The 24,899-nt window shown below is 43.4% G+C and carries 25 protein-coding genes; 23 read left to right on the top strand and 2 right to left on the bottom strand.

Features of this window, described 5'->3' with window-relative positions; translation table 11 throughout:
• Positions 1-3 precede the first annotated feature (3 nt).
• The 22 genes from fabD to QZ995_RS09885 all read left to right on the top strand — a co-directional run bounded on the left by fabD (position 4) and on the right by QZ995_RS09885 (position 19,934).
• Positions 4-960: an ACP S-malonyltransferase gene (fabD, locus tag QZ995_RS09990; RefSeq protein ID WP_301806459.1), complete on the top strand. Its 957-nt coding sequence runs from the start codon at positions 4-6 to the stop codon at positions 958-960.
• Entirely contained in the window at positions 960-1,700 is a 741-nt protein-coding gene (gene fabG / locus QZ995_RS09985) for a 3-oxoacyl-[acyl-carrier-protein] reductase (protein ID WP_003341448.1), read from the top strand. The genes fabD and fabG overlap by 1 nt, the downstream gene beginning before the upstream one ends.
• A 52-nt stretch (positions 1,701-1,752) precedes the next feature.
• The gene (gene acpP / locus QZ995_RS09980; protein ID WP_003336866.1) at positions 1,753-1,986 is read left to right on the top strand and encodes an acyl carrier protein; all 234 of its coding nucleotides are present in this window, start codon (positions 1,753-1,755) and stop codon (positions 1,984-1,986) included.
• Between the two features lie 131 nt (positions 1,987-2,117).
• Positions 2,118-3,359 carry a beta-ketoacyl-ACP synthase II gene (fabF, locus tag QZ995_RS09975; protein WP_301806188.1) on the top strand — a complete coding sequence of 414 codons (1,242 nt, stop codon included), beginning with the start codon at positions 2,118-2,120 and terminating at the stop codon, positions 3,357-3,359.
• Positions 3,360-3,392: 33 nt separating this feature from the next.
• Positions 3,393-4,082: a ribonuclease III gene (rnc, locus tag QZ995_RS09970; protein ID WP_301806186.1), complete on the top strand. Its 690-nt coding sequence runs from the start codon at positions 3,393-3,395 to the stop codon at positions 4,080-4,082.
• Between the two features lie 113 nt (positions 4,083-4,195).
• Entirely contained in the window at positions 4,196-4,351 is a 156-nt protein-coding gene (locus tag QZ995_RS09965; protein ID WP_301806175.1) for a sigma factor, read from the top strand.
• A 316-nt stretch (positions 4,352-4,667) separates the two neighbouring features.
• Positions 4,668-8,240 carry a chromosome segregation protein SMC gene (gene smc / locus QZ995_RS09960; RefSeq protein WP_301806173.1) on the top strand — a complete coding sequence of 1,191 codons (3,573 nt, stop codon included), beginning with the start codon at positions 4,668-4,670 and terminating at the stop codon, positions 8,238-8,240.
• A 71-nt stretch (positions 8,241-8,311) separates the two neighbouring features.
• On the top strand, positions 8,312-9,325 hold the full coding sequence (gene ftsY / locus QZ995_RS09955; RefSeq protein ID WP_301806171.1) for a signal recognition particle-docking protein FtsY: 1,014 nt from the start codon (positions 8,312-8,314) through the stop codon (positions 9,323-9,325).
• A gap of 161 nt (positions 9,326-9,486) precedes the next feature.
• Positions 9,487-9,825: a putative DNA-binding protein gene (locus tag QZ995_RS09950; RefSeq protein ID WP_003336871.1), complete on the top strand. Its 339-nt coding sequence runs from the start codon at positions 9,487-9,489 to the stop codon at positions 9,823-9,825.
• A gap of 11 nt (positions 9,826-9,836) precedes the next feature.
• Positions 9,837-11,279, top strand: a complete 1,443-nt coding sequence (gene ffh, locus QZ995_RS09945; RefSeq protein ID WP_301806169.1) for a signal recognition particle protein — start codon at positions 9,837-9,839, stop codon at positions 11,277-11,279.
• 95 nt (positions 11,280-11,374) lie between these two features.
• Positions 11,375-11,650: a 30S ribosomal protein S16 gene (gene rpsP / locus QZ995_RS09940; protein ID WP_003336873.1), complete on the top strand. Its 276-nt coding sequence runs from the start codon at positions 11,375-11,377 to the stop codon at positions 11,648-11,650.
• A gap of 21 nt (positions 11,651-11,671) precedes the next feature.
• Positions 11,672-11,899: a KH domain-containing protein gene (locus QZ995_RS09935; protein ID WP_003336874.1), complete on the top strand. Its 228-nt coding sequence runs from the start codon at positions 11,672-11,674 to the stop codon at positions 11,897-11,899.
• A 138-nt stretch (positions 11,900-12,037) separates the two neighbouring features.
• The gene (locus QZ995_RS09930) at positions 12,038-12,454 is read left to right on the top strand and encodes a YlqD family protein (protein WP_301806165.1); all 417 of its coding nucleotides are present in this window, start codon (positions 12,038-12,040) and stop codon (positions 12,452-12,454) included.
• Positions 12,454-12,975, top strand: coding sequence for a ribosome maturation factor RimM (gene rimM, locus QZ995_RS09925; protein WP_301806163.1), 522 nt, complete (start codon positions 12,454-12,456; stop codon positions 12,973-12,975). The genes QZ995_RS09930 and rimM overlap by 1 nt, the downstream gene beginning before the upstream one ends.
• Before the next feature lie 14 nt (positions 12,976-12,989).
• Positions 12,990-13,736 (top strand): tRNA (guanosine(37)-N1)-methyltransferase TrmD, encoded by a 747-nt coding sequence (gene trmD / locus QZ995_RS09920; RefSeq protein ID WP_301806161.1) that lies wholly within the window; start codon positions 12,990-12,992, stop codon positions 13,734-13,736.
• Between the two features lie 254 nt (positions 13,737-13,990).
• Entirely contained in the window at positions 13,991-14,338 is a 348-nt protein-coding gene (gene rplS, locus QZ995_RS09915) for a 50S ribosomal protein L19 (RefSeq protein WP_301806457.1), read from the top strand.
• Between the two features lie 174 nt (positions 14,339-14,512).
• Positions 14,513-15,073: a signal peptidase I gene (gene lepB, locus QZ995_RS09910; protein ID WP_031413644.1), complete on the top strand. Its 561-nt coding sequence runs from the start codon at positions 14,513-14,515 to the stop codon at positions 15,071-15,073.
• A 39-nt stretch (positions 15,074-15,112) separates the two neighbouring features.
• Positions 15,113-16,009: a ribosome biogenesis GTPase YlqF gene (ylqF, locus tag QZ995_RS09905; protein ID WP_301806158.1), complete on the top strand. Its 897-nt coding sequence runs from the start codon at positions 15,113-15,115 to the stop codon at positions 16,007-16,009.
• A gap of 212 nt (positions 16,010-16,221) precedes the next feature.
• Positions 16,222-17,004, top strand: coding sequence for a ribonuclease HII (locus QZ995_RS09900; RefSeq protein ID WP_301806156.1), 783 nt, complete (start codon positions 16,222-16,224; stop codon positions 17,002-17,004).
• A 151-nt stretch (positions 17,005-17,155) separates the two neighbouring features.
• Positions 17,156-19,225 carry a hypothetical protein gene (locus QZ995_RS09895; protein WP_301806154.1) on the top strand — a complete coding sequence of 690 codons (2,070 nt, stop codon included), beginning with the start codon at positions 17,156-17,158 and terminating at the stop codon, positions 19,223-19,225.
• Between the two features lie 20 nt (positions 19,226-19,245).
• Positions 19,246-19,554 carry an EscU/YscU/HrcU family type III secretion system export apparatus switch protein gene (locus tag QZ995_RS09890; protein WP_301806153.1) on the top strand — a complete coding sequence of 103 codons (309 nt, stop codon included), beginning with the start codon at positions 19,246-19,248 and terminating at the stop codon, positions 19,552-19,554.
• Positions 19,554-19,934 carry a YraN family protein gene (locus tag QZ995_RS09885; protein WP_301806152.1) on the top strand — a complete coding sequence of 127 codons (381 nt, stop codon included), beginning with the start codon at positions 19,554-19,556 and terminating at the stop codon, positions 19,932-19,934. Before QZ995_RS09890 ends, QZ995_RS09885 begins: the two co-directional genes overlap by 1 nt.
• Before the next feature lie 305 nt (positions 19,935-20,239).
• On the opposite strand, the gene QZ995_RS09880 is transcribed toward QZ995_RS09885, so the two are convergent.
• Positions 20,240-20,491 carry an AbrB/MazE/SpoVT family DNA-binding domain-containing protein gene (locus QZ995_RS09880; RefSeq protein ID WP_018670802.1) on the bottom strand — a complete coding sequence of 84 codons (252 nt, stop codon included), beginning with the start codon at positions 20,489-20,491 and terminating at the stop codon, positions 20,240-20,242.
• A 338-nt stretch (positions 20,492-20,829) separates the two neighbouring features.
• A complete protein-coding gene (locus QZ995_RS09875) occupies positions 20,830-22,407 on the bottom strand; it encodes a YifB family Mg chelatase-like AAA ATPase (RefSeq protein ID WP_301806151.1) in 1,578 nt (525 codons plus the stop codon).
• 279 nt (positions 22,408-22,686) lie between these two features.
• On the opposite strand from QZ995_RS09875, the gene QZ995_RS09870 reads away from it, so the two are divergent.
• Positions 22,687-24,621, top strand: coding sequence for an ABC-F family ATP-binding cassette domain-containing protein (locus tag QZ995_RS09870; protein WP_301806150.1), 1,935 nt, complete (start codon positions 22,687-22,689; stop codon positions 24,619-24,621).
• Positions 24,622-24,899: the final 278 nt, after the last annotated feature.

Below are 24,899 nucleotides of genomic sequence, written 5' to 3'. Positions count from 1 at the left end.
GATTTGAATAAACTAGCATTTGTTTTTCCAGGACAAGGCTCTCAGTTTGTTGGAATGGGAGCGCAGTTATGTGAAGAATCGTCAGCGGCAAAAGCGATTTTTAGTCAGGCGGATGAAGCCTTAGGGTTCTCGCTTTCACATCTTTGCTATGAAGGACCTGAAGAAGAGCTGCGTTTGACAGTAAACACGCAGCCAGCTATTTTGACCATGAGCGTTGCTGTTCTTAAGGTTTTACAAGAAAAATGCCCTGATTTGAAGCCGGATTTCGTGGCAGGACACAGTTTGGGCGAATATTCTGCACTGGTAGCGGCAGGAGCAATCAGCTTTACCGATGCTGTTAAAACCGTGCGCGCACGTGGACAATATATGGAACAAGCAGTGCCTGCGGGGCAAGGGGCTATGGCGGCCGTACTTAATATGGATCGCCAAAAGCTGCGAAGCATATGTGAACAAGTTACCGAAGCCGGATACCCTGTTCAGCTTGCAAATATGAATTGCCCAGGGCAAATTGTAATTTCAGGCAGTGCTGAAGGTGTAGAAAAAGCAGGAGCACTGGCAAAAGAAGCGGGCGCTAAGCGCGTCATGCCACTAAATGTTAGCGGACCTTTCCATTCTTCCTTGATGCAACCAGCCGCTGAGCTTTTACAGGCTGTTTTAGCAGATATTGAAATCAATGATGCCAATGTACCAGTAGTGACAAACGTTGCAGCACGTCCTGTGACGAAATCTAGCGAAATTGCTACGAGCTTGGTTGAACAGGTATCTTCTCCTGTTCTCTGGGAGGATTCAGTTGCTTGGATGATCGAACAAGGCGTCACTACGTTTGTTGAGATCGGTCCCGGAAAAGTATTAGCTGGTTTGGTGAAAAAAATTGCACCAAAAGAAGCCAACATAAAAATCTTTAGCCTGCAAGACATGGATTCACTTACTGAATTCGTTGGAGGAGGAGAAGCATGTTAATGTTAGAAGGTAAAGTAGCTTTGATTACAGGGGCTTCTCGTGGTATCGGTCGTGCCATCGCACTAAAATATGCGGAAGCTGGAGCCAATATCATCGTTAATTATTCAGGAAACGAAGCGAAAGCTCAGGAAACAGTAGCCGAGATCGAAAAATTAGGCCGTGAAGCAATTATGATTCGCGCCAATGTAGGAAATACGGAAGAAGCGGAGAATATGGTAAAAGAAGCACTAGAGCGCTTTGGAAAAATCGATATTCTCGTAAATAACGCAGGAATTACCAGAGATAATCTCTTAATGCGCATGAAAGAGTCAGAATGGGATGAGGTTATCAACGTTAATTTAAAAGGCGTATTTAATATGACAAAAGCGTTGACTCGTCCAATGATGAAACAGCGCAGCGGAAGCATTATTAATATTACATCGGTTGTAGGTGTATTAGGTAACGCAGGACAGGCAAACTATGTGGCTGCCAAGGCTGGAGTCATTGGCTTAACCAAAACCACTGCTCGTGAACTCGCTTCCAGAAACATTAAGGTAAATGCTATTGCTCCAGGATTTGTTGACACTGATATGACAGATGTTCTACCGGAAGACGTGAAGAGTGGTATTTTAGCTCAGATTCCATTTAACCGTCTTGGATCAGCTGACGAAATTTCTAGTGTGGCACTTTTCCTAGCATCTGATGCCTCTAGCTACATGACAGGACAAACTTTACATGTAGACGGCGGTATGTATATGTAAACTGGTTTTTACAAGGGACATCCCGTATAATACGTGAGAGGGGGTGAAGTAAGTGGCAGAAATTCTTGATCGTGTAAAGAAAATCGTCATTGACCGTTTAGGCGTAGACGAAGATAAAGTAACGTTGGAAGCTTCTTTCAAAGAAGATCTAGGGGCAGACTCCCTTGATGTTGTTGAGCTTGTTATGGAATTAGAAGACGAGTTCGACCTAGAGATCTCTGATGAAGATGCAGAAAAAATTACTACTGTGGGTGAAGTAGTTAATTACATATCTTCCCACAAGTAATCGCTAAGGAGGGGCTCCGTTTCGACGGGGCTTCTCCCTTTACGCAAATAAGTGATTTTTTCAACAAACGATACGTTGCTAATAATGTTAAGCTAGGATGCGCAAGCTGATTTATATAGAGGTGAATGAACATGAGACGTAGAGTAGTCATTACGGGTTTTGGGTGTATAACCGCACTTGGAAAAGACCCAGAAACTCTTTGGAAGAACCTGCTTGCAGGTAAATCAGGGATCAGCCGGATTGAGAATTTTGACCCAGCCGATTATCCTACAAAAATTGCAGCAGAAGTTAAAGATTTTGATCCCGAACAATATATGGACAAACGAGAAGCACGTCGGATGGACCGTTTCGTGCAATTTGGTCTGGCAGCAGCGAAGGAAGCAGTGAAAAATGCAAACTTGACCATTACTGAGGAGAATGCTGAACGTATCGGTGTCTATATTGGTTCAGGAATAGGTGGACTTAGTACATGGGAAGAACAACATCAAATTTTGGTGGAGAAGGGTCCGCGTCGCGTTAGTCCGTTCTTTATTCCTATGCTAATCGCTAACATGGCTTCTGGAATTGCTTCTATTGAGTTAGGTGCAAAGGGTCCAACCTCGAGTGCAATCACTGCATGTGCAACAGGTACGAATTCAATTGGTGACGCTTTCCGTCTCATTCAGTTCGGTCAAGCTGATGTTATGATTACAGGTGGTACAGAAGCGACAATTCGTCCGATGGGTATGGCTGGTTTTTGTTCATTAAAGGCAATGTCTACTCGCAATGACGAACCACAAAAGGCAAGTCGTCCTTTTGATCAAGGTCGAGATGGTTTTGTTATGGGTGAAGGTGCTGGAGTATTGATTTTGGAAGAGCTAGAGCATGCTAAACAGCGTGGAGCAACCATTATTGCCGAGGTAGTTGGCTATGGTATGAGCGCTGATGCGTTCCATATTACTGCTCCGGATGAAAATGGAGACGGTGCACGGCGCTGTATGTTAAATACGTTAAAGGATGCGGGTGTATCTCCAGAGCAAGTGGACTACATCAATGCACATGGCACGTCTACTCCAGCCGGTGATGTGGCTGAAACAAAAGCAATTAAGAGCCTGTTTGGTGAGCACGCCTACAAGCTAGCTGTGAGTTCTACCAAATCAATGACAGGTCATTTGCTGGGAGCGACAGGAGCTATCGAAGCGATGGCGACAGCTTACGCCCTGCGTGATCAAATTTTACCTCCAACCATCAACTTAGAGAACCCTGACCCGGAATGCGATCTGGATTATGTACCAAACAAAGCGAGAGAGGCAAAGGTAGAATATGCTTTGTCTAACACATTTGGCTTTGGCGGGCATAATGCGACCATTCTTTTAAAACGTTATGCGGAGTAGGGCATGCATTCGGTGAGGGAAGGTGAGAGAGGGATGAATTTTAAAGAGCTGCAAGAAAAAATCGGAATCGCATTTACTGATGAGTCCTTGTTGCGGCAAGCATTCACCCATTCTTCCTATGTGAACGAGCAAAGGGGCAAACGGATTTCCGACAACGAACGCCTAGAATTTCTAGGTGATGCGGTGTTGGAGCTAACGGTCTCCCAATTTCTCTACAAAATGTTCCCGAAAATGAGTGAAGGTGAAATGACCAAGCTTCGTGCGGCGATCGTATGTGAACCGTCACTCGTTAAGTTTGCAGAGTTGCTTCAGTTTGGTGAACTGGTGCTATTGGGAAAAGGCGAGGAGCTTACAGGTGGGCGACAACGACCAGCTCTCCTTGCTGACGTTTTTGAAGCCTTTGTCGGCGCTTTGTACCTTGATCAAGGCTTGGATGCGGTTTTTCAATTCCTGGAAAAATATGTGTATCCGCGCATTGATAAAGGTGAATTTACACAAGTGACCGATTTTAAAAGTCAATTGCAAGAGCTTGTTCAACAGGACAGCTTGGGAGAAATCATTTATCGCATTTTGCAAGAGAGAGGACCTGCCCACAACCGTGAGTTCGTATCCGAAGTGATATTGAACGGAAATCAGTTGGGAGTAGGCTCCGGTCGTTCCAAGAAAGAAGCAGAACAACGCGCTGCTGCACTTGCTCTCATGAAAATTGAAACGAAAACGTAGCTTTAAAAATCGCTCAAAGCTTGTTAAAAAACTAGGCTTCTACTTTGTGTGTTCTGCAAGGTAGAAGCCTGGTTTTTTTACTGAAAAAGTTATTTGCAAGTTATTTTGAAATCATGTGTAAAGAAACAGCACAAGACTTGGCACAAGAAGTGTTTACCAAAGTTTATTACCGTTTGCACAAATTTGACCTTGGTTCTAATTTCTCTGCTTGGTTATTCCGAATTGCCCATAATGCTTGCATGGATGAAAGGGCTTACACACTTGCCTAAGGAATTAAACTTGGTGCTTGATGAAACGCTTGTGATAGACCGCAGCATTAATTGGAAAGTACCATTAACGAATGAATGAGTAGAAAAGTGCAGAGCAATCTCAGTAGAAACATAGTTTGATTTAGAAGGAATCGTGTGTCCTTACTTTGGCTGAAAACAGAGTAAGGACTTTTTTGTGCTCATTCCTGAAATAAATTCTTCATTTTTCTATTTAGACAGAAAATCAGGTATTTCCCAAGTCACCCTACGCCAAATGGGTCATCTGTGATAAACTAGGAGAGTTAAAGAGGATTGAGTATGTTTAGGGGAGATTATCATGTATTTAAAACGGTTGGAACTGATCGGCTTTAAGTCGTTTGCAGACCGGACCGAATTGGAGTTTGTACCGGGAGTGACTGCGGTAGTTGGTCCAAACGGTAGCGGCAAGAGTAATGTATCGGATGCAATACGTTGGGTGCTTGGTGAACAAAGCGCCAAGTCGCTTCGTGGCTCCAAAATGGAAGATATTATTTTTGCCGGCAGCGATACGCGCAAACCGGTAAATTTCGCGGAAGTATCTTTGACCCTAGATAACTCGGATGGCTCTTTGGATACCGAATACTCCGAAGTGACCGTAACACGTCGAGTCTATCGTTCAGGGGACAGCGACTATTCTATTAACAAGCGTTCCTGCCGATTAAAGGACATTATGGAACTGTTTATGGATACAGGTGTAGGAAAAGAGGCCTACTCGATTATTGGACAAGGCCGAATCGAAGAAATACTGAGCACGAAATCAGAAGATCGCCGGGGCATTTTTGAAGAAGCAGCCGGAATTGTAAAATATAAGACTCGCAAGCGGGAAGCAGAAAAGAAACTGGATGAAACCACCCAAAATTTAGTGCGTATTTATGATATTCGCAATGAGGTAGAAGAGCAAGTAGGTCCCCTGCAGGAGCAGGCGGAAAAAGCCAAGACCTATAAAGGCCTGCATGAAAAGCTTGTCCAGCACGAGATAGCTCTCTACGTGCAGCAAATTGAACAGACGCATGCTAAATGGGAGGAAACGAAAAGACAATCTGCTGATTTTGAAAATCAATTAGCCAAGCGTGCCGCGCAAGCAGGGCAGCAAGAAGCGGAGCTGGAGCAGGCTCGCTACAAGGTTAATCAGATTGACGAATCAATTGAAGAGCTACAGCAGGTTTTGCTTACGGTCAGTGAAGAGGCGGAAAAGGTAGAGGGTCGCCGGGAGGTATTGCGGGAGCGCAAAAGAAATCTCGAAGCGAATCGTAAGCAAACGATGGAGCAAATGCATCGGTTAACCGAGAAACAGCATGCCATAGAGGAAGAGCTGACAGCCGAAGAAGCACGCCGAGAAGAAGCCAAGGGAAAGATGCGAGAAGCAGAAGGAAAGCTCAAGAAGGCGGAATCTGAATTCCAAGTGGTCGTGCGCGGGTTGACAGATGATCTGGAAAAGCTGAAAAGCGACTACTTTGACAAGCTTAATGAAATGGCTCGCCTCCGTAATGATATTCGGCATCAGGAACAGACGCGCGATACCAGCAAGGCGCGAATGGAGCGTTTGCAGGCAGACAGGAATCGCCTAGTTAGCGAAGAATCTACTCAGCTAAATACAGGGGAAGGGCATGCCGCTGAGCTTGCAGCAATTGAGCAAAAGCTAAATGAAACGCTAACCCGTTTTCGTGAACTAATGGCCCAAACCCGCGGACAAGAGCAACAAATCGAAGAGGCTGAAATGGAGATTCGCCGTCTTGAACAGCAACGCGAAGCTACCCGCTCTAGGCTAGATTTATTAAAAGAGATGCAGCATGATTTCGCAGGCTTCCAGCAGGGGGTTAAAGAAATCCTGCGCGCTCGTGAAAAAGGCATGAAGGGAATCCATGGAGCGGTTGCCGAGCTAATGACAGTGCCGCGCAAGGTTGAAACTGCTATTGAGGTTGCTTTGGGAGGAGCCCTGCAGAATGTAATCGTAAATGATGAAGCAGCGGGGCGTGAAGCGATTGCCTACCTGAAACGGCATAATCTGGGGCGTGCTACCTTCTTACCGTTATCAGTAATTCGTTCTCGTTCCCTTACTAGTGAAGATGAACGCCAGTTGCGCAATGAAAGCGGAGTGGTAGGCATTGCCAGTCGTCTTGTTTCTTTTGATGAAGCCTATCGGGCTGTTGTCGAGTCTATGCTTGGCAATGTCATTATTACAGAAACATTGGAGCAGGCAAACCGTGTGGCCAGAAGCTGTCATTACCGCTATCGGGTGGTCACGCTAGATGGTGATATCGTTAACGCAGGCGGCTCTATGACGGGCGGAGCTGTGAAGAAGAACAATGCAAATCTGCTAGGCCGCAACCGTCAGGTAGAAGAGCTGGAAGGCATGTTAGATACCTTGCAAAATGAAATTGCACAGAAGAAAGCTAGCATTGAAGCTGTTACAAAGACAGCAAAACAAGCTGAAGAGCAACAGGAAAAGCTGCGTGAACAAGGAGAGGTCCTTCGTTTACGTGAACAGGAATTAAAAGGTTTGCTACAACAAGCGGAGTTATCTGGAAAATCCTTACGCGAGCGTATGGCTGTACTTGATCAGGATATGGCTCTTTATCAAAAAGAGATGAATGATGCTCAGCAAAAGCTGACGGACCTTAGCCAGGAATTGAAGGTGTTAGAGGAAGAAGAGCATTTGCTCACAACCGCCATCGCTACAGCCGAAACAAGACGAAAAGAACATATGCTCAGCAAGGAAGAAATGAATGAGCAGATTACCAGTCTGAAGGTCCTAGTGGCACAAGTAAAGCAGGAACATGCTTCCCGAATCGAACAGGTCGAGCGTTTGCGTGAACAACGTACCTTATTGACAAAGGAATGGGAAGAAGCAAATCAGGCTTTGATGGATCTGCATAGCCTAGATGATAATAACGATTCCTTTTTTGGAGAGCTGGATGAGAAAATCTCCGAGCTTCGTCAGGATAAGGATCGTGTAGCAAATCTGATTTCCGAACGGCGTGGAGACCGATCGAGTCTATTTGCTAAGCAGGAACAATTGGAGCTTGAGGTAAAAGAGATTCGCAAACAAGTAAAAGCACTTGAAGAGAAGCTGCATGCTGAAGAAGTAAAGGGAAACCGGTATGAAGTAGAATTAGATCATTTGCTACACAAACTATCGGAAGAGTACGAGCTAAGCTTTGATCTCGCTAAGCAAAAATATCCTTCGTTGGGAGAGATTGCTGAGCAGCAGGGAGTCGTTAATGGATTGAAGAAACAAATCGCTGCACTCGGAACCGTTCATTTAGGTGCAATTGAAGAGTTTGACCGCCTAGCAGAGAGATTAGATTTCTTGCGGAAACAAGAGGATGACCTAATAGAGGCAAAAGAAATGCTCTATCAGGTGATTGCTGAAATGGACACAGAGATGTCACGCCGCTTCCAACAGACATTTGATGAGATTCGAGTCCAATTCCAAGATGTGTTTGTGCAGTTATTTGGAGGGGGCAGGGCTGATCTGCTGTTGTCACAACCAGATCGATTACTGGAAACAGGGATTGATATTGTAGCCCAACCGCCAGGTAAAAAACTGCAAAATTTAGCGTTATTATCTGGGGGAGAACGCGCATTAACAGCTATGGCTCTCTTATTTGCTATCCTGCGTGTGAAGCCAGTGCCATTCTGTGTATTAGACGAGGTAGAGGCTGCACTGGATGAAGCCAATGTTAGCCGCTTTGCCGAATATATGCATCAATTTAGCGGTGAGACCCAGTTTATTTGTGTCACGCATCGGAAAGGAACCATGGAGAGTGCTGATGTTCTGTACGGTATCACCATGCAGGAGGGCGGCGTTTCCAAGCTGGTGTCTGTTAAGCTAGAAGATACGAAAAAACTGATTGAATCCGCTTCTTAGATAATATTTGTAGTCTTTGCAGACTCGCCCATTCACTAAATCAAACAGCCAACATTCAAGGAGGGTCAGTTGTGAGCTTTTTTAAAAAACTTCGTGATTCCATCGTAAAAAAATCAGAAGAGGTAACGCAGAAGTTTACGAATGGATTAACCAAAACAAGAGATCTTTTAGTAGAGAAGGTAGAGGATTTAGTCCGTCGCTACAAAAAAATTGATGAGGATTTCTTCGAGGAGCTAGAAGAGATTCTAATAGCAGCCGATGTAGGCGTAAATACAGTGATGGAGCTCGTGGATGATTTGCGGGGAGAGGTTCGCAAGAACAAAATTGAGAATGCCTTAGATCTGCAACCGATTCTATCGGAAAAGCTAGTTAACTTATTACGCAATGATGAAGCCCACAATACGGCCCTGCAGATAGAGGACGGACGTTTAAACGTTGTGTTATTCGTAGGGGTTAATGGTGTAGGAAAAACCACGACGATTGGTAAAATGGCTCATATGTTTAAACAACAAGGAAAAAAAGTAGTTTTGGCTGCAGGGGATACCTTCCGTGCTGCTGCGATTGAACAGTTGGAGGTTTGGGGGGACCGTGTTGGTGTAGATGTAATTAAGCACCAGCAGGGCGCTGATCCGGCAGCCGTTATCTATGATGCGGTACAAGCGGCTAAGTCACGTAAGGCAGATGTTCTTCTCTGCGACACGGCAGGCCGTTTGCAAAACAAGGTGAATCTAATGGAAGAGCTAAATAAAATCTTTCGTGTCCTGCAACGTGAAATCCCGGATGCTCCTCATGAAGTATTGCTGGTTCTGGATGCTACGACTGGACAGAATGCTATGAACCAAGCCAAGGCTTTTGGGCAATCCGCTGGTGTCACAGGTATTGTCTTGACCAAACTAGACGGGACAGCCAAGGGTGGTATCGTTATTGCTATCCGCAATGAGCTGGATATACCGGTGAAATATGTAGGTTTGGGTGAAAAAATGGATGATTTGCAAGCCTTTGATCCAGAGCAATTCGTTCATGCTTTGTTTGCTGGCTTGATTGAAAAAGAGACAGAGCAGGAAGCGGAATCCGAGCAAGAATAGCAAGCTCACGAGTACTGTTTTTGCAGAATATCTCTTGAAAAAATTAATGTCAACAAAAAGACTTGACAGTAGGCGCAGGATTGTATAGTATATTACTTGGCTCTGTAAAGGAAAAAAACTTTACACAGTAGCAACCGATCTAACTGTAAAGGATTGGTTCCATGCTGGAAAAAACGAATCAAGTGAATCTCTTATTTGACTTCTATGCTTCCCTGTTAAAGGGAAAGCAACGCGAATACCTTGAGCTTTACTACCTGGATGATCTATCGCTAAGCGAGATTGCAGAAATGCATGAAGTAAGCCGACAAGCCGTTTATGATCATATTAAGCGAGCTGAAAAGCAGCTTTATGAATATGACGAGAAACTGAAGCTAACAGCGAAGTATGAACAGCGTCAAGAGGTTGTGAGGATGATGATCAATCTGGTAGAGGCCACAGGTGGGGACGATACGAGAGAGGAATTGCTTATCTTGCTCCGCCAACTGTCAGAGATGGATTAGGAGGGGCACATATGGCATTTGAAAGCTTGGCAAGCCGATTGCAGGGCGCCTTTGATAAGCTGCGTGGCAGAGGTAAAATCGACGAAACCATCGTGAATGAGGCGATGCGGGAGGTGCGTCTGGCTTTATTGGAAGCAGACGTTAACTTTAAAGTCGTGAAACAATTTGTTGCTCGGGTCAAGGAACGTGCAGTTGGACAAGATGTTTTGAAAAGCTTAACGCCAGGACAAATGGTTATTAAAGTGGTAAATGAAGAGCTGACTGAGCTTATGGGCGGTAACGTCTCCAAGCTGGCTGTCTCTAACCGACCACCGACTGTTATTATGATGGTTGGTCTACAAGGTGCCGGTAAAACGACCACAACCGGTAAACTGGCCAAGCTGTTACAAAAACAAAATCGTAAGCCTATGCTGGTTGCTTGCGATATTTATCGCCCTGCTGCCATTAAGCAGCTACAAGTACTAGGTGAACAATTGAGTGCTCCTGTATTTACTATGGGTGATCAGGTAAGTCCAGTAGAAATCGCTGCGAAAGCGATTGAACATGCTAAAGAAAATCACTACGATTATGTGATTCTTGATACGGCAGGTCGATTGCACATTGATGAAACTCTCATGGAAGAGCTTCAACAAGTGCGTGAAGTGGCGAAGCCAGATGAGATTTTGTTGGTTGTGGATGCTATGACTGGTCAGGATGCAGTCAATGTAGCAGAGAGCTTTAACAATCAACTAGAGATCTCAGGTGTGATTCTTACTAAGCTGGATGGAGACACGCGCGGCGGTGCGGCCCTTTCTGTTAAAGCAGTGACTGGTAAGCCGATCAAGTTCGCAGCAATGGGTGAAAAGCTTGATGCTTTGGAACCATTCCATCCAGATCGTATGGCATCACGCATTCTGGGGATGGGCGATGTACTGAGCTTGATAGAAAAAGCACAGGAAAGCGTCGATGTGGATAAAGCAAAAGAGATGGAGCGCCAAATGCGCCAAGGGGAATTCACTTTTGACATGTTCTTGGATTCCATGCAGCAAATGCGCCAGCTAGGGCCGCTTGAGGACCTGTTGGGTATGTTGCCTGGCATGAATAAGATGAAGGGCATGAAGGATCTAAAAGTGGATGAAAAGCAAATTGCTCGTACGGAGGCCATCGTAAAATCGATGACAAAGGAAGAGCGGGCTAACCCTGATATCATGAATGCAAACCGCCGCAAGCGTATTGCTGCTGGTAGCGGAACCACGATCCAAGAAGTGAATCGTTTCATCAAGCAATTCGAGGATATGAAAAAAATGATGAAGCAATTCACAGGCATGACGGACAAAATGAAAAAGAAAAGCAAGAAAAAAGGCGGATTCTTTCCTTTTAAAGGAAATGCACCGATTGATCCGTTTGGTGGCATGGGCGGAGATGCCGATGATAAAAAAGGCGGCTTCAATTTCCCATTTAATCCGTTTAAATAATGTAAGCTTGAACTCTCTTCGCTCTATAAAGGCGATAGTTCAGATATATAGACACATACAACGTTTTTCGTTGATTCTTTTAGGAGGTGAACAACATGGCAGTTAAAATTCGTCTAAAGCGCATGGGTTCTAAAAAGGCTCCTTTCTACCGTGTGGTAGTTGCGGATTCTCGTTCCCCACGTGATGGTCGTTTCATTGAGGAGATCGGCTATTACAATCCAGTTGCTCAACCAGCAGTGGTTAACATTGACAGCGAGAAAGCTGTTCAATGGATCATGAACGGAGCGCAACCTACCGATACAGCTCGTAACTTGCTTTCTCAAGTAGGCGTACTTGCGAAAGTGCACGAAGCAAAAATCGGCAAGAAGTAAGATTGGGACGGTGATCTTTAGATGAAGGCTTTGATCGAAACGATCGCGAAAGCTCTTGTGGATCATCCGGAACATGTGAAAGTGAACGCAGTGGACAAGGAGCGTATCTTGGTTTTCGAGCTTTCCGTTCATCCAGATGATATGGGTAAGATTATTGGAAAACAAGGTCGCATTGCGAAAGCCCTGCGGACGGTTGTAACGGCTGCTGCAGTTCAGACTGATAAGCGGATTACCGTTGAAATCGTATAAAAAAGACTGGGGGGTTCTCCAGTCTTTTTTCGTATCTACATACGTGTTAACCCCACATGCAAAATATAACGTTACTACATGTGTTTATATAAACGAAAGCAACGAAATAACTTTCTTAGCTGTCGGGAGGCGGTGCCTATGATCAGCATTGAGAGATTGGTGCATGTAAAAGTTGTTTTGACAGAGAAAACTAAGGCGTTATTACGGGAAGAATATGAAAAACAAGCACAATATGTGCATATGGAATTGGAGCAATGGCGATTCCAGCGTAAAAAAATATTAGCTGAGGCTGAAAAAAGAGGAAGCGAAGGGGTACGTCTGGCTCTGGAGAGGTTGGATCAGGAGGAAGGAACCTTACGTGAGAAATTGGAGTTGATTTCTATGCAGCTTGAACAGGTAGAAAGGCTTCCCTTAGAAAGTGAACTCCATCGGCAAACCCTTAAAAGTCAGGTTGAAATGAAAGTAGGGGACCGTTGGAATGAAAAAATGGCAGATGCTGAAATTATCATTCGTGACGGGATTGTAATAGAAATACGTCAAGGAGGCAAAGGCTAGTGACACAACCAAAATTTTATACAGTAGGAAAATTGGTTAATACACAGGGATTACGTGGAGAAATGCGTGTCGTTTCTACAACAGATTTCCCAGATGTTCGCTTTAAAAAAGGGAATAAATTGCATTTGTTCCATCCAAGCTTGACCGAACCAGTGATTGTGGAAATAGCTTCGTATCGCGAACACAAAGATTTTACCATTCTAACCTTTAAAGGTTACCCGTCTATTAATCACGTGGAAAAGTATAAGGGCGGAGAATTAAAGGTTCCGGAAACGGAATTGCTAGAGCTTGAGGAAGACGAATTTTATATTCATCAGCTCATTGGATGCGAAGTGATTACGGACACAGGTGAGGTATTAGGCAAGATTACAGAGGTTTTACAGCCAGGTGCCAATGACGTTTGGGTAGTAAAAGGCAACAAGGGCAAAGAAATCATGCTACCTTTCATTGATGATTGCATTAAAGAGGTAGATGTTCAGAACAAAAAAGTAATTTGCCACCTCATGGATGGATTGCTATAGAGGAGAGTTAGATCATGCGTATTGATGTACTAACACTGTTTCCAGAAATGTTTACAGGGGTATTCTCTACCAGTATTTTAGGAAAAGCAGCGGAGCGAGGAATCGTCGATTTTGGAGTCATTAACTTTCGCGATTATTCGAAAAGCAAACACGGCAACGTAGATGATACTCCCTATGGAGGCGGTGGTGGCATGGTCTTAAAGCCAGATCCGATCTTTGATGCCGTGGAAGACCTTCAGGCACGTGAGGGTACCACGAATCCGCGTATTATTTTAATGTGCCCGCAAGGAAGACGATATGATCAGAAAATGGCTGAGGAGTTAGCCCGTGAAGAGCACCTCGTATTTATTTGTGGTCACTACGAGGGATATGATGAACGGATTCGTGAGCATCTGGTCACGGATGAAATCTCGATAGGCGATTATGTACTTACAGGTGGAGAATTAGGCGCTATGGTTGTGATTGATAGTGTTGTTCGCTTACAGCCAGGAGCTCTGGGTAATGAAATGTCTGCTGTAACAGACTCTTTTTCTACGGGACTTTTAGAGCATCCTCATTACACACGTCCTGCCGATTTCCGAGGCTGGAAGGTGCCCGATATCCTTTTGTCTGGACATCACGCGAACATTGAGAGATGGAGACTGAAAGAATCTCTAAAGCGCACCCTGCAACGCCGACCAGAGTTACTGGAGAAGATTGAGAAAACCAAAGAAATTGAAAAGCTACTCATAGAGATTCAGCAAGAAGAGAATAACTCTTGATTTTATCAGCATGGGAAGATTAATCCTGCCTATTTGCCGCTGATTTTTTATGATCCCGTTATAGTAATAGATTGAGGGAATTTTATCCTTGATTATTTTCCAATAATGCTTGTTAACAGCCTATAGTTATGCTAAAATATCACTTGTGGCAATTTTGCCGCTGACTACGACGGTCCGCTACTCGTTCGTTAACCTAGCAGAGGTTAACCAAAGGAAGGCGAGTAAGAACGTCTGTGTGGAAGGAGTGAATCATGATGAATCAAATTATTCGTGAATTGGAAAAAGAACAACTGAAACAGGATATTCCTGCGTTCCGTCCTGGTGACACTGTACGTGTACACGTTAAGGTTATCGAGGGTACTCGTGAGCGTATTCAGGTGTTCGAAGGCATCGTTATCCGCCGCCGTGGTACTGGTGTAAGCGAAACTTTCACTGTTCGTAAGATTTCTTACAACGTGGGTGTTGAGCGTACATTCCCACTACACACACCGAAGATCGACAAACTTGAAGTAGTTCGCCATGGTCGCGTACGTCGTGCGAAATTGTACTATCTTCGCGATCGCGTAGGTAAAGCTGCTCGTATTAAAGAAATTCGTCGATAAGAATAAGAGGGGGGCTGCTTGCCAGTCCCCCTTTTTTCAGTTACACGCGGTTTTTAAATGCCTTCAGCCCTCTAGAATATACAGTTCATCTCAGATAGATGCACTTATAAAGTGTAAAGATATCTTCTGTCATATATAATAGATAAATGAGACTCTAGAGCAGGAGGAAAGATTATGAGCGAAAACGCCTCGACTACCAAGAAGAAAAATGAAGCTTGGGAATGGATTAAAGCGATTGTCATAGCCATAGCTTTAGCATTCTTCATCCGTACCTTTTTATTTGCCCCGTTTATCGTCGAGGGTCATTCCATGGATTTTACTTTGCATAACGAAGAAAAACTCGTGGTTAACAAAGCTCTCTATCATCTAAGAGAGCCACAACGTGAGGAAATTATCGTATTCCATGCGTCTGAGAAGCGTGATTATATCAAACGGGTCATCGCTGTTGCTGGAGACACCGTTGAAGTAAAAGATGATGTTTTGTACGTTAATGATAAGGCAGTGGAAGAGCCATACTTAAAAGAGAAACGTGAAATTGCGCAAAAAGAGAAGGATCTACCACTAACCACTCCTTTCGAAAAAATAACGATTCCACCTGGACATATTTATGTGATGGGGGATAATCGCCAAAATAGTTCAGATAGCCGAGAGTTTGGCCCAGTTGAAATAAGTAAGGTGGTAGGCCGGGCAGAGTTTGTCTTCTGGCCGTTAAAAGATATACGCATGACACGCTAATAGGCAAATAGCTGTGTAAACAAAGTAGGTGAATGTACGATGACAATCCAATGGTTTCCGGGACATATGGCTAAAGCTCGCCGCCAAGTAACGGAGAAATTAAAGCAGGTTGATGTGGTCATTGAGCTTCTGGATGCAAGACTACCTTTATCTAGTCGTAATCCGATGATCGATGAGATCGTGGCAGAAAAACCACGTTTAATATTGCTAAACAAGGCGGATTTGGCTGATCCATCTGTAACAGAAATGTGGATAAGATATTTTAAAGAACAAGGCCTCCGCACGCTGCCGATTGATGCTTTATCAGGAAGAGGAGTTAATAAGCTCCCTGAGCTATGCCAGGAATTAGCTTCGGATATGTTGCAAAAACGTGCAGATCGTGGAATGCTGGCAAGAGCAGTACGAATCATGATCTTAGGTATTCCAAACGTTGGTAAATCCTCACTGATTAATCGTTTAGCAAAACGCTCTGTTGCACAGACAGGAGATCGCCCTGCCGTGACCAAATCACAGCAATGGGTAAAAATGGGCGATACACTAGAGCTTCTCGATACACCAGGTATTCTTTGGCCTAAGTTTGAGGATCAAATGGTAGGGTTACGATTAGCTGCAAGTGGTGCTATTAAGGATGAACTGATTGATTTCTCTGAGGTGGCCCTGTATGCTGTTCGTTATATGATGCATTACTATCCAGAGCGACTAAAAGACCGCTTTAAGCTGACTGATTTACCTGAGGATGGCGTAGAATTACTAGAAATGATCGGTAAAAAACGTGGCTGTATGGCGTCAGGTGGATATATTGACTATGACAAAGCTTCTGAACTGTTGCTACGTGAACTACGCTCAGGAAAGATTGGTCAAATTTCGTTAGAACGTCCGATTGATTGGGAAATGGAAGTAGCCATTGGCGAGCCCCGCTCTATCTATGATGAATAAAAAATGTACGTATTGACCCTTGCCGACACGGCAGGGGTTTTTAGTTGTTCGATCAAATGATAAAATGTGTGAATCATTCAATCAGTATTGCTCTATGTAGGAATTAATATAACAGATTGTTTGGATACGATAGATGTGAAAAATTTTTGTCGCGGGGCTAGTCTTACGATAGAATAAAGAGAGAATATAAAGGAAGTCGGGAGAGAGAATTAATGAACATTGCGGAAATGTCGATACAAAAGATAAGAGAATGGGTCGAAGGGGCAGACCAGCTTTCCTCAGAGGAACGATTGGAGCTTTCTGCAGACCCAAGAAAGGGCGTCCAAGCAATTTGGCGCAGATTCATTGCTCAGGAAAATCATTTGAAAAAGCAGCAAGCCCTTTGGGAAGCTATGACGGAAGCAGAGAAATTGTACTGGGGACAAGGTAAGAAATACATAGTAGGAATAGATGAGGTTGGAAGAGGGCCTCTAGCAGGACCCGTGGTTGCCTCAGCCGTTTGTTTACCCGCTGATTTTTATCTTCCAGGTTTAAATGACTCGAAAAAGGTGAATGTCTCCATGCGTGAAGCTTATTATGAAGTAATTAAGCGCGACGCAATCGCTGTAGGTATTGGGATCGTTTCTGCTGAGCGCATTGACGAAATTAATATTCTAGAAGCGACACGCGAAGCAATGTATATAGCCATAAATGACGCAGGAATCACTCCAGACCTCTACTTAATTGATGCTGTACATCTGCCACATTTAGAAGCTCCACAGCTCTCGATTATTGGCGGTGATGGCAAAAGTATTTCCATCGCAGCTGCATCAATTGTGGCAAAAGTGACGCGTGACCGTCTTATGGAAGCATATGCGGCAGAGTATCCGGAATACGGGTTTGAACAAAATGCCGGTTATGGCACAGCCGAACATCTACAAGCCTTACGCACGCATGGCCCTTCCGCATTGCATCGTAAAACCTTTGGGGGAGTTAAGGAGCTTATTACTGGATAGAGGGGTATAAGATATGTTCGAAGCGTTTGTGAGGCCAAAAATCTTTCCTGATCAAAATCAGCATGGATAAGAATCATTTCAGCCTATTTCGTACATAAATTTCTTTTTGGAATAAAGGTTTATTCGTTTTACATGAAAGGAGGAGGAACCGATGATCCAAGCTGGTCAATTGCTATCTAATATGTTGCAGCAAACACGCACAAACGGAAGCAAACAGATAGAGCTAAGCCCGAATCAGGTGGTAAAGGGAACCATCGTAAAGGTACTTCCGGAACAGGGTGCTATCGTGCAAATTGGCGGAATGCAAATGGTAGCTAAAATGGAGACGAATTTGGAAGCAGGCCAAAAAGCATGGTTACAGGTTCAGGGGAATACAGAACCACTTACGTTAAAAGTGGTTCATACAGAGGCAGGTCAAACCACAAAAGAAGCCTCCCAAGAGGGCTTATTACGCTCTTTTGGTTTACCGAATCAACCAGAATTAAAAGAAGCTCTGCAATTTTTACTTGATAAGAATTTGCCTGTAAACAAGCAAACATTAATGGAGCTTGGTCAAATCATAAAGACGCAAGGATCAGGTACAGATGTCATGCAAGCAGTGCAGACAGCACTTACGAAACAAATCCCGATCACGCAGGATGTAGTCTTGGCGTTGCGCAGCTTTTTATTTGGAAATAACATCTCAGACTCTATTCGAGCTTTTTTGCAGCAGGTGACAGATACACTGGCTACGCTTTCATTGCAAAGTGAGGCTTTGGGGACTAATGAGCAGACTCAAACAACCCCGCAAGGTGGATCCTCAACCACTGCGTCACCACAATTACAACAATCCTTACGAACTCTGGCAAGCTTATTACAGTCGTTGCCGCTACAGCTCAATGAAGATATGCCTTTGCTAAACGGGAACTCAGGAATGCTAGGAAAACAAGCGATTGGGAATTCTACGCAAACGTCATTGCCTCAAAATATTGGCAACCAAGAAGCTGAAGCAGGGCAACAAACAGGGGCAGGAGTACAAAATGGTGCTTCATCTGTTGGGATTGGCCAGCAAACAGGGCAACAGACGAATCTCTTGAATCAAAGTCCAATCCAACAGAAACCTGTGTCGTCAGCCTTACCTGATAACACAGCACCTTTTCCATCCGCTCAAGGTTCAAATGCGCAACAAGGAGGAAATGGTGGAGTTATAAGCGGAGCGGAAGCAGATGCGCAATCACGATTGAATGGGAGCATAAATGGAGGAAATGGACAGGCTACTCTGAAGCAAACAGAGGGTACAAGTCAATCGTCTTCACTTCCTTCATCAGGAACTACACGTACTCTTACAGAATCAGTCATTATCACAGGTAATAGCAACCAAACACTCACAGGTGCAGAAGAATCTAACCAAAATAGACAACAACAAACCAGTATGCAAGCTCCAATGCAGAATTCTTCCGTAAATACAAGGATTCAGGCTTCTGGCATGCTTGCTCCAGAAGAATCATTGAAACAGCCATCTGCAATAAGTAATCAAACAGGATCTCCCCAATCAAATGAGGGAACGTCAGCGGATCAAGCTCAGTTACGGAAGGAAACTGGAATTTTACAGCAAAAACTGGAACTATTAGGTGTCTCTAATGAAAGACATATTTTTCAGGCTGGACGGACAGGTAAAGAAGCAATTGATCAGCAACAATTACAAAATATCAAAAGCTTGTTATTACAAGTTACACAGGCTTCCCAAGGCGTATCTTTAGCATTAAAGGAAACAGCAGAGCAATTGCTTCAGCATATTACCGGACAACAATTAATGATGTCGACTTCTCAGCAAACACAACCACTGACACATGTGATGATGCAAATTCCAATTAAGACTGAGCAAGGAGAAGATACAGCTTTTGTACAAGTGGAAGCACGTAAGCAAAAAGGCGGGCAATTAGATCCGGGAAATTGTAGATTATTTTTTCAATTAGATCTACATGCCCTAGGAATGACGATGGTAGATGTGAGTATTGTCAATCGAATTACAACGATTCAGGTTTATAACAATCAAGCTTGGTTGGAAAAACTGATTCAGTCAGAAAAGCAAACGTTTACTCAGCAACTCCAAGAAGTAGGGTATCAGTTATCTATTTTACGTGTCTTGCCATTACCAGAAGCCAAATCTGGTAACGGGGGACTTATAAGAGAAACAGAGCAATTGAACAGTAATTACACAGGTGTTGATTTGCGTGTCTAATATAGGAAGGGGGGAACGTAATGGATCGGTCCTTTACCAACAATGCCTTTCAAGAAAAATCAGTACCACGATTAAAAAAGGCAGTAGCGTTGCGCTATAAAGAGGATCAGGATGATGCTCCACGTCTGGTTGCTAAAGGGGGAGGTTATATCGCTGAGAGTATCCTGCAAAAGGCAAAAGAGCATAACATCCCTGTTCAGGAAGACCCTTCGTTATTAGAGGTTCTGTCTAAATTGGATTTACAGCAGCAAATTCCCCCTGAATTATATCAGGTGGTGGCAGAAATTCTTGCTTTTGTTTATCGTCTAGATAAGAAAGAGTGGAGTTAATGACAGACCGAAGAAGGCTGATTGGTCAAATTGGGGAAGCAAGGGCATGCGATTACCTTGAAAGCCTAGGCTACTGTATTATTGGCCGTAATGTCCGACTTTCTCAGGGAGAGATTGATATTATTGCAATGGAGCAGAGAACAGTTGTGTTTGTTGAAGTTCGATCTCGTATAGGTAAAAAAGGAGTTACTCCTAGGTACGGAAGTCCTGTTGAATCAATTACTCCACGCAAACAGCAAAAATTGCGACAGCTAGCTCTAGCCTATTTGCAAAATCATACTCAGTCCTATGAATCATTTCGAATTGATGCTATTGCAGTATGGATTCCGCCTGATCTTTCACAGAGTAAAGAAGGTCTTGAGCATTACAAATTTATTTAGGCGACAGATAATATGATAACTACCTAAATTTGCAAGAAATAGGCAGTTCATAGTGATTTAACTACATCAATAGTACACCTTCGAGCGTAAAATACAATGTACTCGACGAGTTGTAACTCCTCCATATTATGTAATACATCTGGGTTTGGCTGTCTTTAGTCAGAAATGACGTGAAGACAGCCATTTTTTATAAATACCATATTTTGCATGATGAAATAAAAAAGCCGTTTTCTTCGGAGGAAGAGAACGGTTTCTTTAGTTAAACATAAAGGAAAGCATATTTAGTGCGTATGTAACAAGAAAACTTATTCTTTCGTGCCAACAGGCATATCATTCAGACAATCATGGCAAATGATTTTACCTTTGAAGTGAGTAATTTGGTCAGCATTTCCGCAAAAAATACAAGATGGCAAGTATTTTTTCAGGATTACGCGTTCTCCATCTACATAGATCTCCATAGGATCTTTGATCTCAATGTTTAATGTTCGTCTCAATTCAATAGGAAGAACGATACGTCCTAGTTCATCCACTTTTCTTACAATACCTGTTGATTTCATAGGTGTAAATCCCCTCTCTGTCAGATGTATTTAGTCAAAATTCGACAGGTTATCTGATTATTATAGTACCAATATTTAATAAATAAGTCAATCTTTACTTCTTTTAAAAAAGTGAATATTCCACTAACATTTATAACGTTGATTCCGCTTACATGAGATTGTTTACTTATTGTGATTCTTGCCCGTGAAATAGTACCCAATCTTCTAAACAGTGTATGAACACATTGCTATCTTATCGAAGGGCAATTGCACAGGAATCATAGATAGCAGAGTATGCTCAACAAACATTTACCCAAAAAAGGTGTATGATTAACCTGTTTTGAAAAGATATTTTTGGATCATGCTAAAATAGCCTTATCAAGTGAACGATATTGAATCGCTTCAGCTACATGTGAAGATTGGATGTTCTCAGAACCGTCTAAATCAGCAATCGTACGAGCCACTTTTACAATTCGATCATATCCGCGAGCGCTCAGTCCTAGTTGATTAAAAGCTATGCTCATTAACTCCTGTCCGCCTTTATCAAGAGAGCAGTATGCTCGTAAATCTTGTCCAGTCATTGAGCTATTAAATGAAAAACGTTTGTTTTGACGATAACGCTGACGTTGAATACTACGAGCCATCTCTACACGTGCGAGGATTGAAGCTGAATTTTCCTCCTCCTTTCGCTTTGTTAACTGTTCTACTGAAACACGAGGCACTTCTAAATGAATATCGATGCGGTCTAGCAAGGGACCAGAAATTTTTGACCGATATTTTAATACTTGTAAGGGTGAGCATCGACAGACATTTTGATCTTTGGAACCATAATATCCGCATGGACAAGGATTCATAGATCCAATGAGTAAGAAGCGCGCTGGATACAAATAGGCTTGTTTGGCCCTGCTGATGGTAACGTGACCATTTTCAAGGGGTTGTCGTAGTACCTCAAGAACCCCTCTGGAAAATTCAGGCATTTCATCAAGAAAAAGAATTCCGCCATGGGCCAAACTACATTCTCCTGGACGTGGGATTTGAGATCCCCCACCTGCTAAAGCGGCTTGGGTGATTGTATGATGTGGCGCGCGCAAGGGGCGGGTCTCCATAAGACCATGTCGCGTTGTTAAGCCCGCAATGCTGTAAATCTTAGTAACTTCAAAGGATTCCTCCTGAGTCATTTTAGGCATGATGGTTGGAAAGCAGTTGGCTAATAGGGTCTTTCCAGAACCTGGTGGACCAACTAGCATTACATTATGAAATCCAGCGGCTGCAACCTCTAGACCCCTTTTTACGAAGTGTTGTCCCATGACATCAGCAAAATCACATGCAGGAATCGTATCAGGAGGATGGCTACTTTCGTCTTTAAGCTCAATGGGACTTGAATTGGTACAGTCCAAATGAACTGCAGTAGGATCGCTTACATGGACCCATTCGTTTCCTTTATTAGCCTCCACAGCGGTTCGCAAATGGGGTACAGCCATAATTTCTAAGGGAACGAGTTTTGCTTCTGCTCGATTGGCAATGGGCAAAATGACTCTCTTAAATCCTCTTTGCTGAGCCTCCAGTAGCATGGGCAAGACACCTGGAATGGGACGTAGGCTACCATCTAGCGCCAGCTCACCGATAATAAGTGGAATAGCTGATGTCATTTCAATTTGTTTAGATGCCAGCAAGATTCCAAAAGCGATAGCTAAATCAAAAACGGAGCCTTCTTTTCGCACATCTGCGGGGGCTAGATTGACGGTAATGCGCTGCATAGGGAAGTCGAATCCGGAATTTCGCAAGGCGGCTCGGACACGATCCCGTGCTTCTTTAACAGCGCTACCTCCTAAACCCACCACTTCAAAATGTGGCAATCCATTCGAAATATCCACTTCTACCGTAACTAGCATGCCATCTATTCCATGAATGGTAGCTGAATAAATTTTTGCATACATGTTAGATAACCCCTTTACCAGTCGTTACAAATTGATTTGAACTAGAATAATCCATTTTCAAGCCATCTAAGTTTGACTGTATAAAAAGTTAAAGGGTATCTGCAACAAAAATGATTTCGTGTCTCAAAATCCCGCTAGCTGTTCCCATTAGGCCTGTCATTTTGTACAATGAGAAGTAAGTCCATGTACGATAACAATATTTTACTCTACGTTTCGTTAAAATCAGATTTTGTAGAGTATTACGAACGGACATCTTAAATAGAAGTAAGGATGGTCAATTTGAATATATTAACAGTAGAACATATTAAAAAAAGTTTTGGAGAAAAGGTCTTGTTTGACACCATCTCCTTTCATATTGCTGAGAATCAACGGATTGGGTTGATTGGCGTTAATGGCACTGGTAAGTCTACCTTGCTTAAAATTCTAGCGGGGATAGAGGAAGCAGATCAGGGGGAGATTATTCATTCCAATCATTTTCGTGTAGAATATTTGCCGCAGAATCCAGAATTTGATGGAGACTCAACTGTCCTTGAGCAAGTATTTTATGGGGATACCCCCCTTATGCAGGCCCTACGGGAATATGAGGTTTCTTTGGAAGAACTGCAGCAGGATCAGGAAAATGAGCACAAGCTACAACGATTATTACGTGCCCAACAACAAATGGATGCAACCAATGCTTGGGATGCAAACACGAAGGCAAAAACGATACTGACCAAATTAGGCATTACCCAGTTTGGGCAGAAAGTAGGCGAGCTTTCTGGGGGACAACGTAAACGGGTAGCGATGGCACGTGCACTAATTCAGCCTGCCGATTTGCTTATTTTAGATGAGCCGACCAACCATATTGACAATGAAACAGTAGAGTGGCTAGAAGAGTATCTTTCTTCCTTTAAAGGTGCACTATTACTCGTAACCCATGACCGTTATTTCCTCGATCGAGTTACAAATCGCATTTTTGAATTGGATAACGGCAAGCTATACAGCTATGAGGGCAACTATGCTTCATTTTTAGAAAAGAAGGCAGAGCGCGAAGAGAATGAATTGGCACAAGAAAGCAAACGACAAAATTTATTGCGTAGAGAACTGGCATGGCTGAGAAGAGGGGCTAAAGCCCGAACTACCAAGCAAAAAGCCCGAGTACAGCGAGCAGAGGAGCTACGAGACAAGAAGGTGGAGGGTCCGCAGGCTAAGCTGGATATTGCTTTGGGGGCAAGCCGTCTTGGTAAAAAGGTCATAGAAGCAGAAAAGGTCTCAAAAGCATTTGGCGAACGTATACTGCTTACCGATTTTAGTTATATTGTAGTACCTGGAGATCGAATTGGGATTATTGGCCCTAATGGTAGCGGGAAGTCAACACTGCTGAACATGCTTGCAGGTCGCATTCAGCCCGATAGCGGAACGATTGAAACAGGTGAAACGGTGAAGCTTGCATTCTACACACAAGAAAATGTAGAGATGGATGGTAATTTGCGGGTCATTGAATATATCAAGGAAGTAGCCGAACAAATCAAAACAGCAGATGGATTTACCTTGTCCGCTTCACAGATGCTGGAACGATTTTTATTTACCCCTAATCAGCAATGGACGTATATTTCTAAGCTATCTGGTGGGGAGCGTCGCCGTCTGTATTTGCTACGGACGTTAATGGGAGAACCAAATGTTTTGTTCCTTGATGAGCCAACAAATGATCTGGATATCCAAACGCTTAGTATCTTAGAGGACTATCTGGATCACTTCCCAGGGGCTGTGATTACTGTCTCTCACGATCGTTATTTCTTAGATCGAACAGTTGAGCATCTGTTTGCTTTTGAAGGGCAAGGGAGAATTCGTCATTACATGGGAAATTATTCTGAATACCTAGACGAGAGCAAGCAAGAGAAGGCATCAGCTGAAAAAGCAGCAAAAGAAAAAGCGAATGAACAAAAATCAGATCAGTCATCTGCTCAAGCCACTAGGGGTGGAAACCGAACCAAAAAATTATCCTATAAAGACAAACGAGATTGGGATGAAATAGAGGATCGTATCGCCGATTTGGAAGAAAAGCTCTCAGAGATAAAAAATCAAGTTGCCAATGCTGGTAGTAATGTAGAGCGAGCGCAGGAGCTGTTTGCCCAGGAACAGGAGATAGCTAATCAATTGGAGCAAGCTATGGAACGTTGGACCGAGCTATCGATCATGGTGGAAGAGCTAGAGGAAGCCAATAAAAGAGGGTAACAAAATGATAAAGGGTTTAACAGTATACAGGTAATTGTTGGATCATGGAGGGGAAGGTTGAAGAAAACCTTCCTTCTTTTTTGGAAAAAATCACACTGATTCATTCCTATGTCAAACGTGTAAAGTTATGCTATAAGGCGCCTTACATAACATTATACGATCTGTTCAGAATGACCATCTTCATTTATCTTTACTAATATTCAGACAAAAGTCCTAAGATAGAATGGGTGAAATTACCTGACAATAAACGGTAGACTCACCTAGCAATTTACAGTATA

Source organism: Brevibacillus laterosporus (assembly GCF_030489605.1).
In the GTDB taxonomy this organism is placed as follows: domain Bacteria; phylum Bacillota; class Bacilli; order Brevibacillales; family Brevibacillaceae; genus Brevibacillus_B; species Brevibacillus_B laterosporus_E.
Note: the sequence above shows the minus strand (reverse complement) of the source record. Positions and strands in the feature narration are given on the sequence as shown.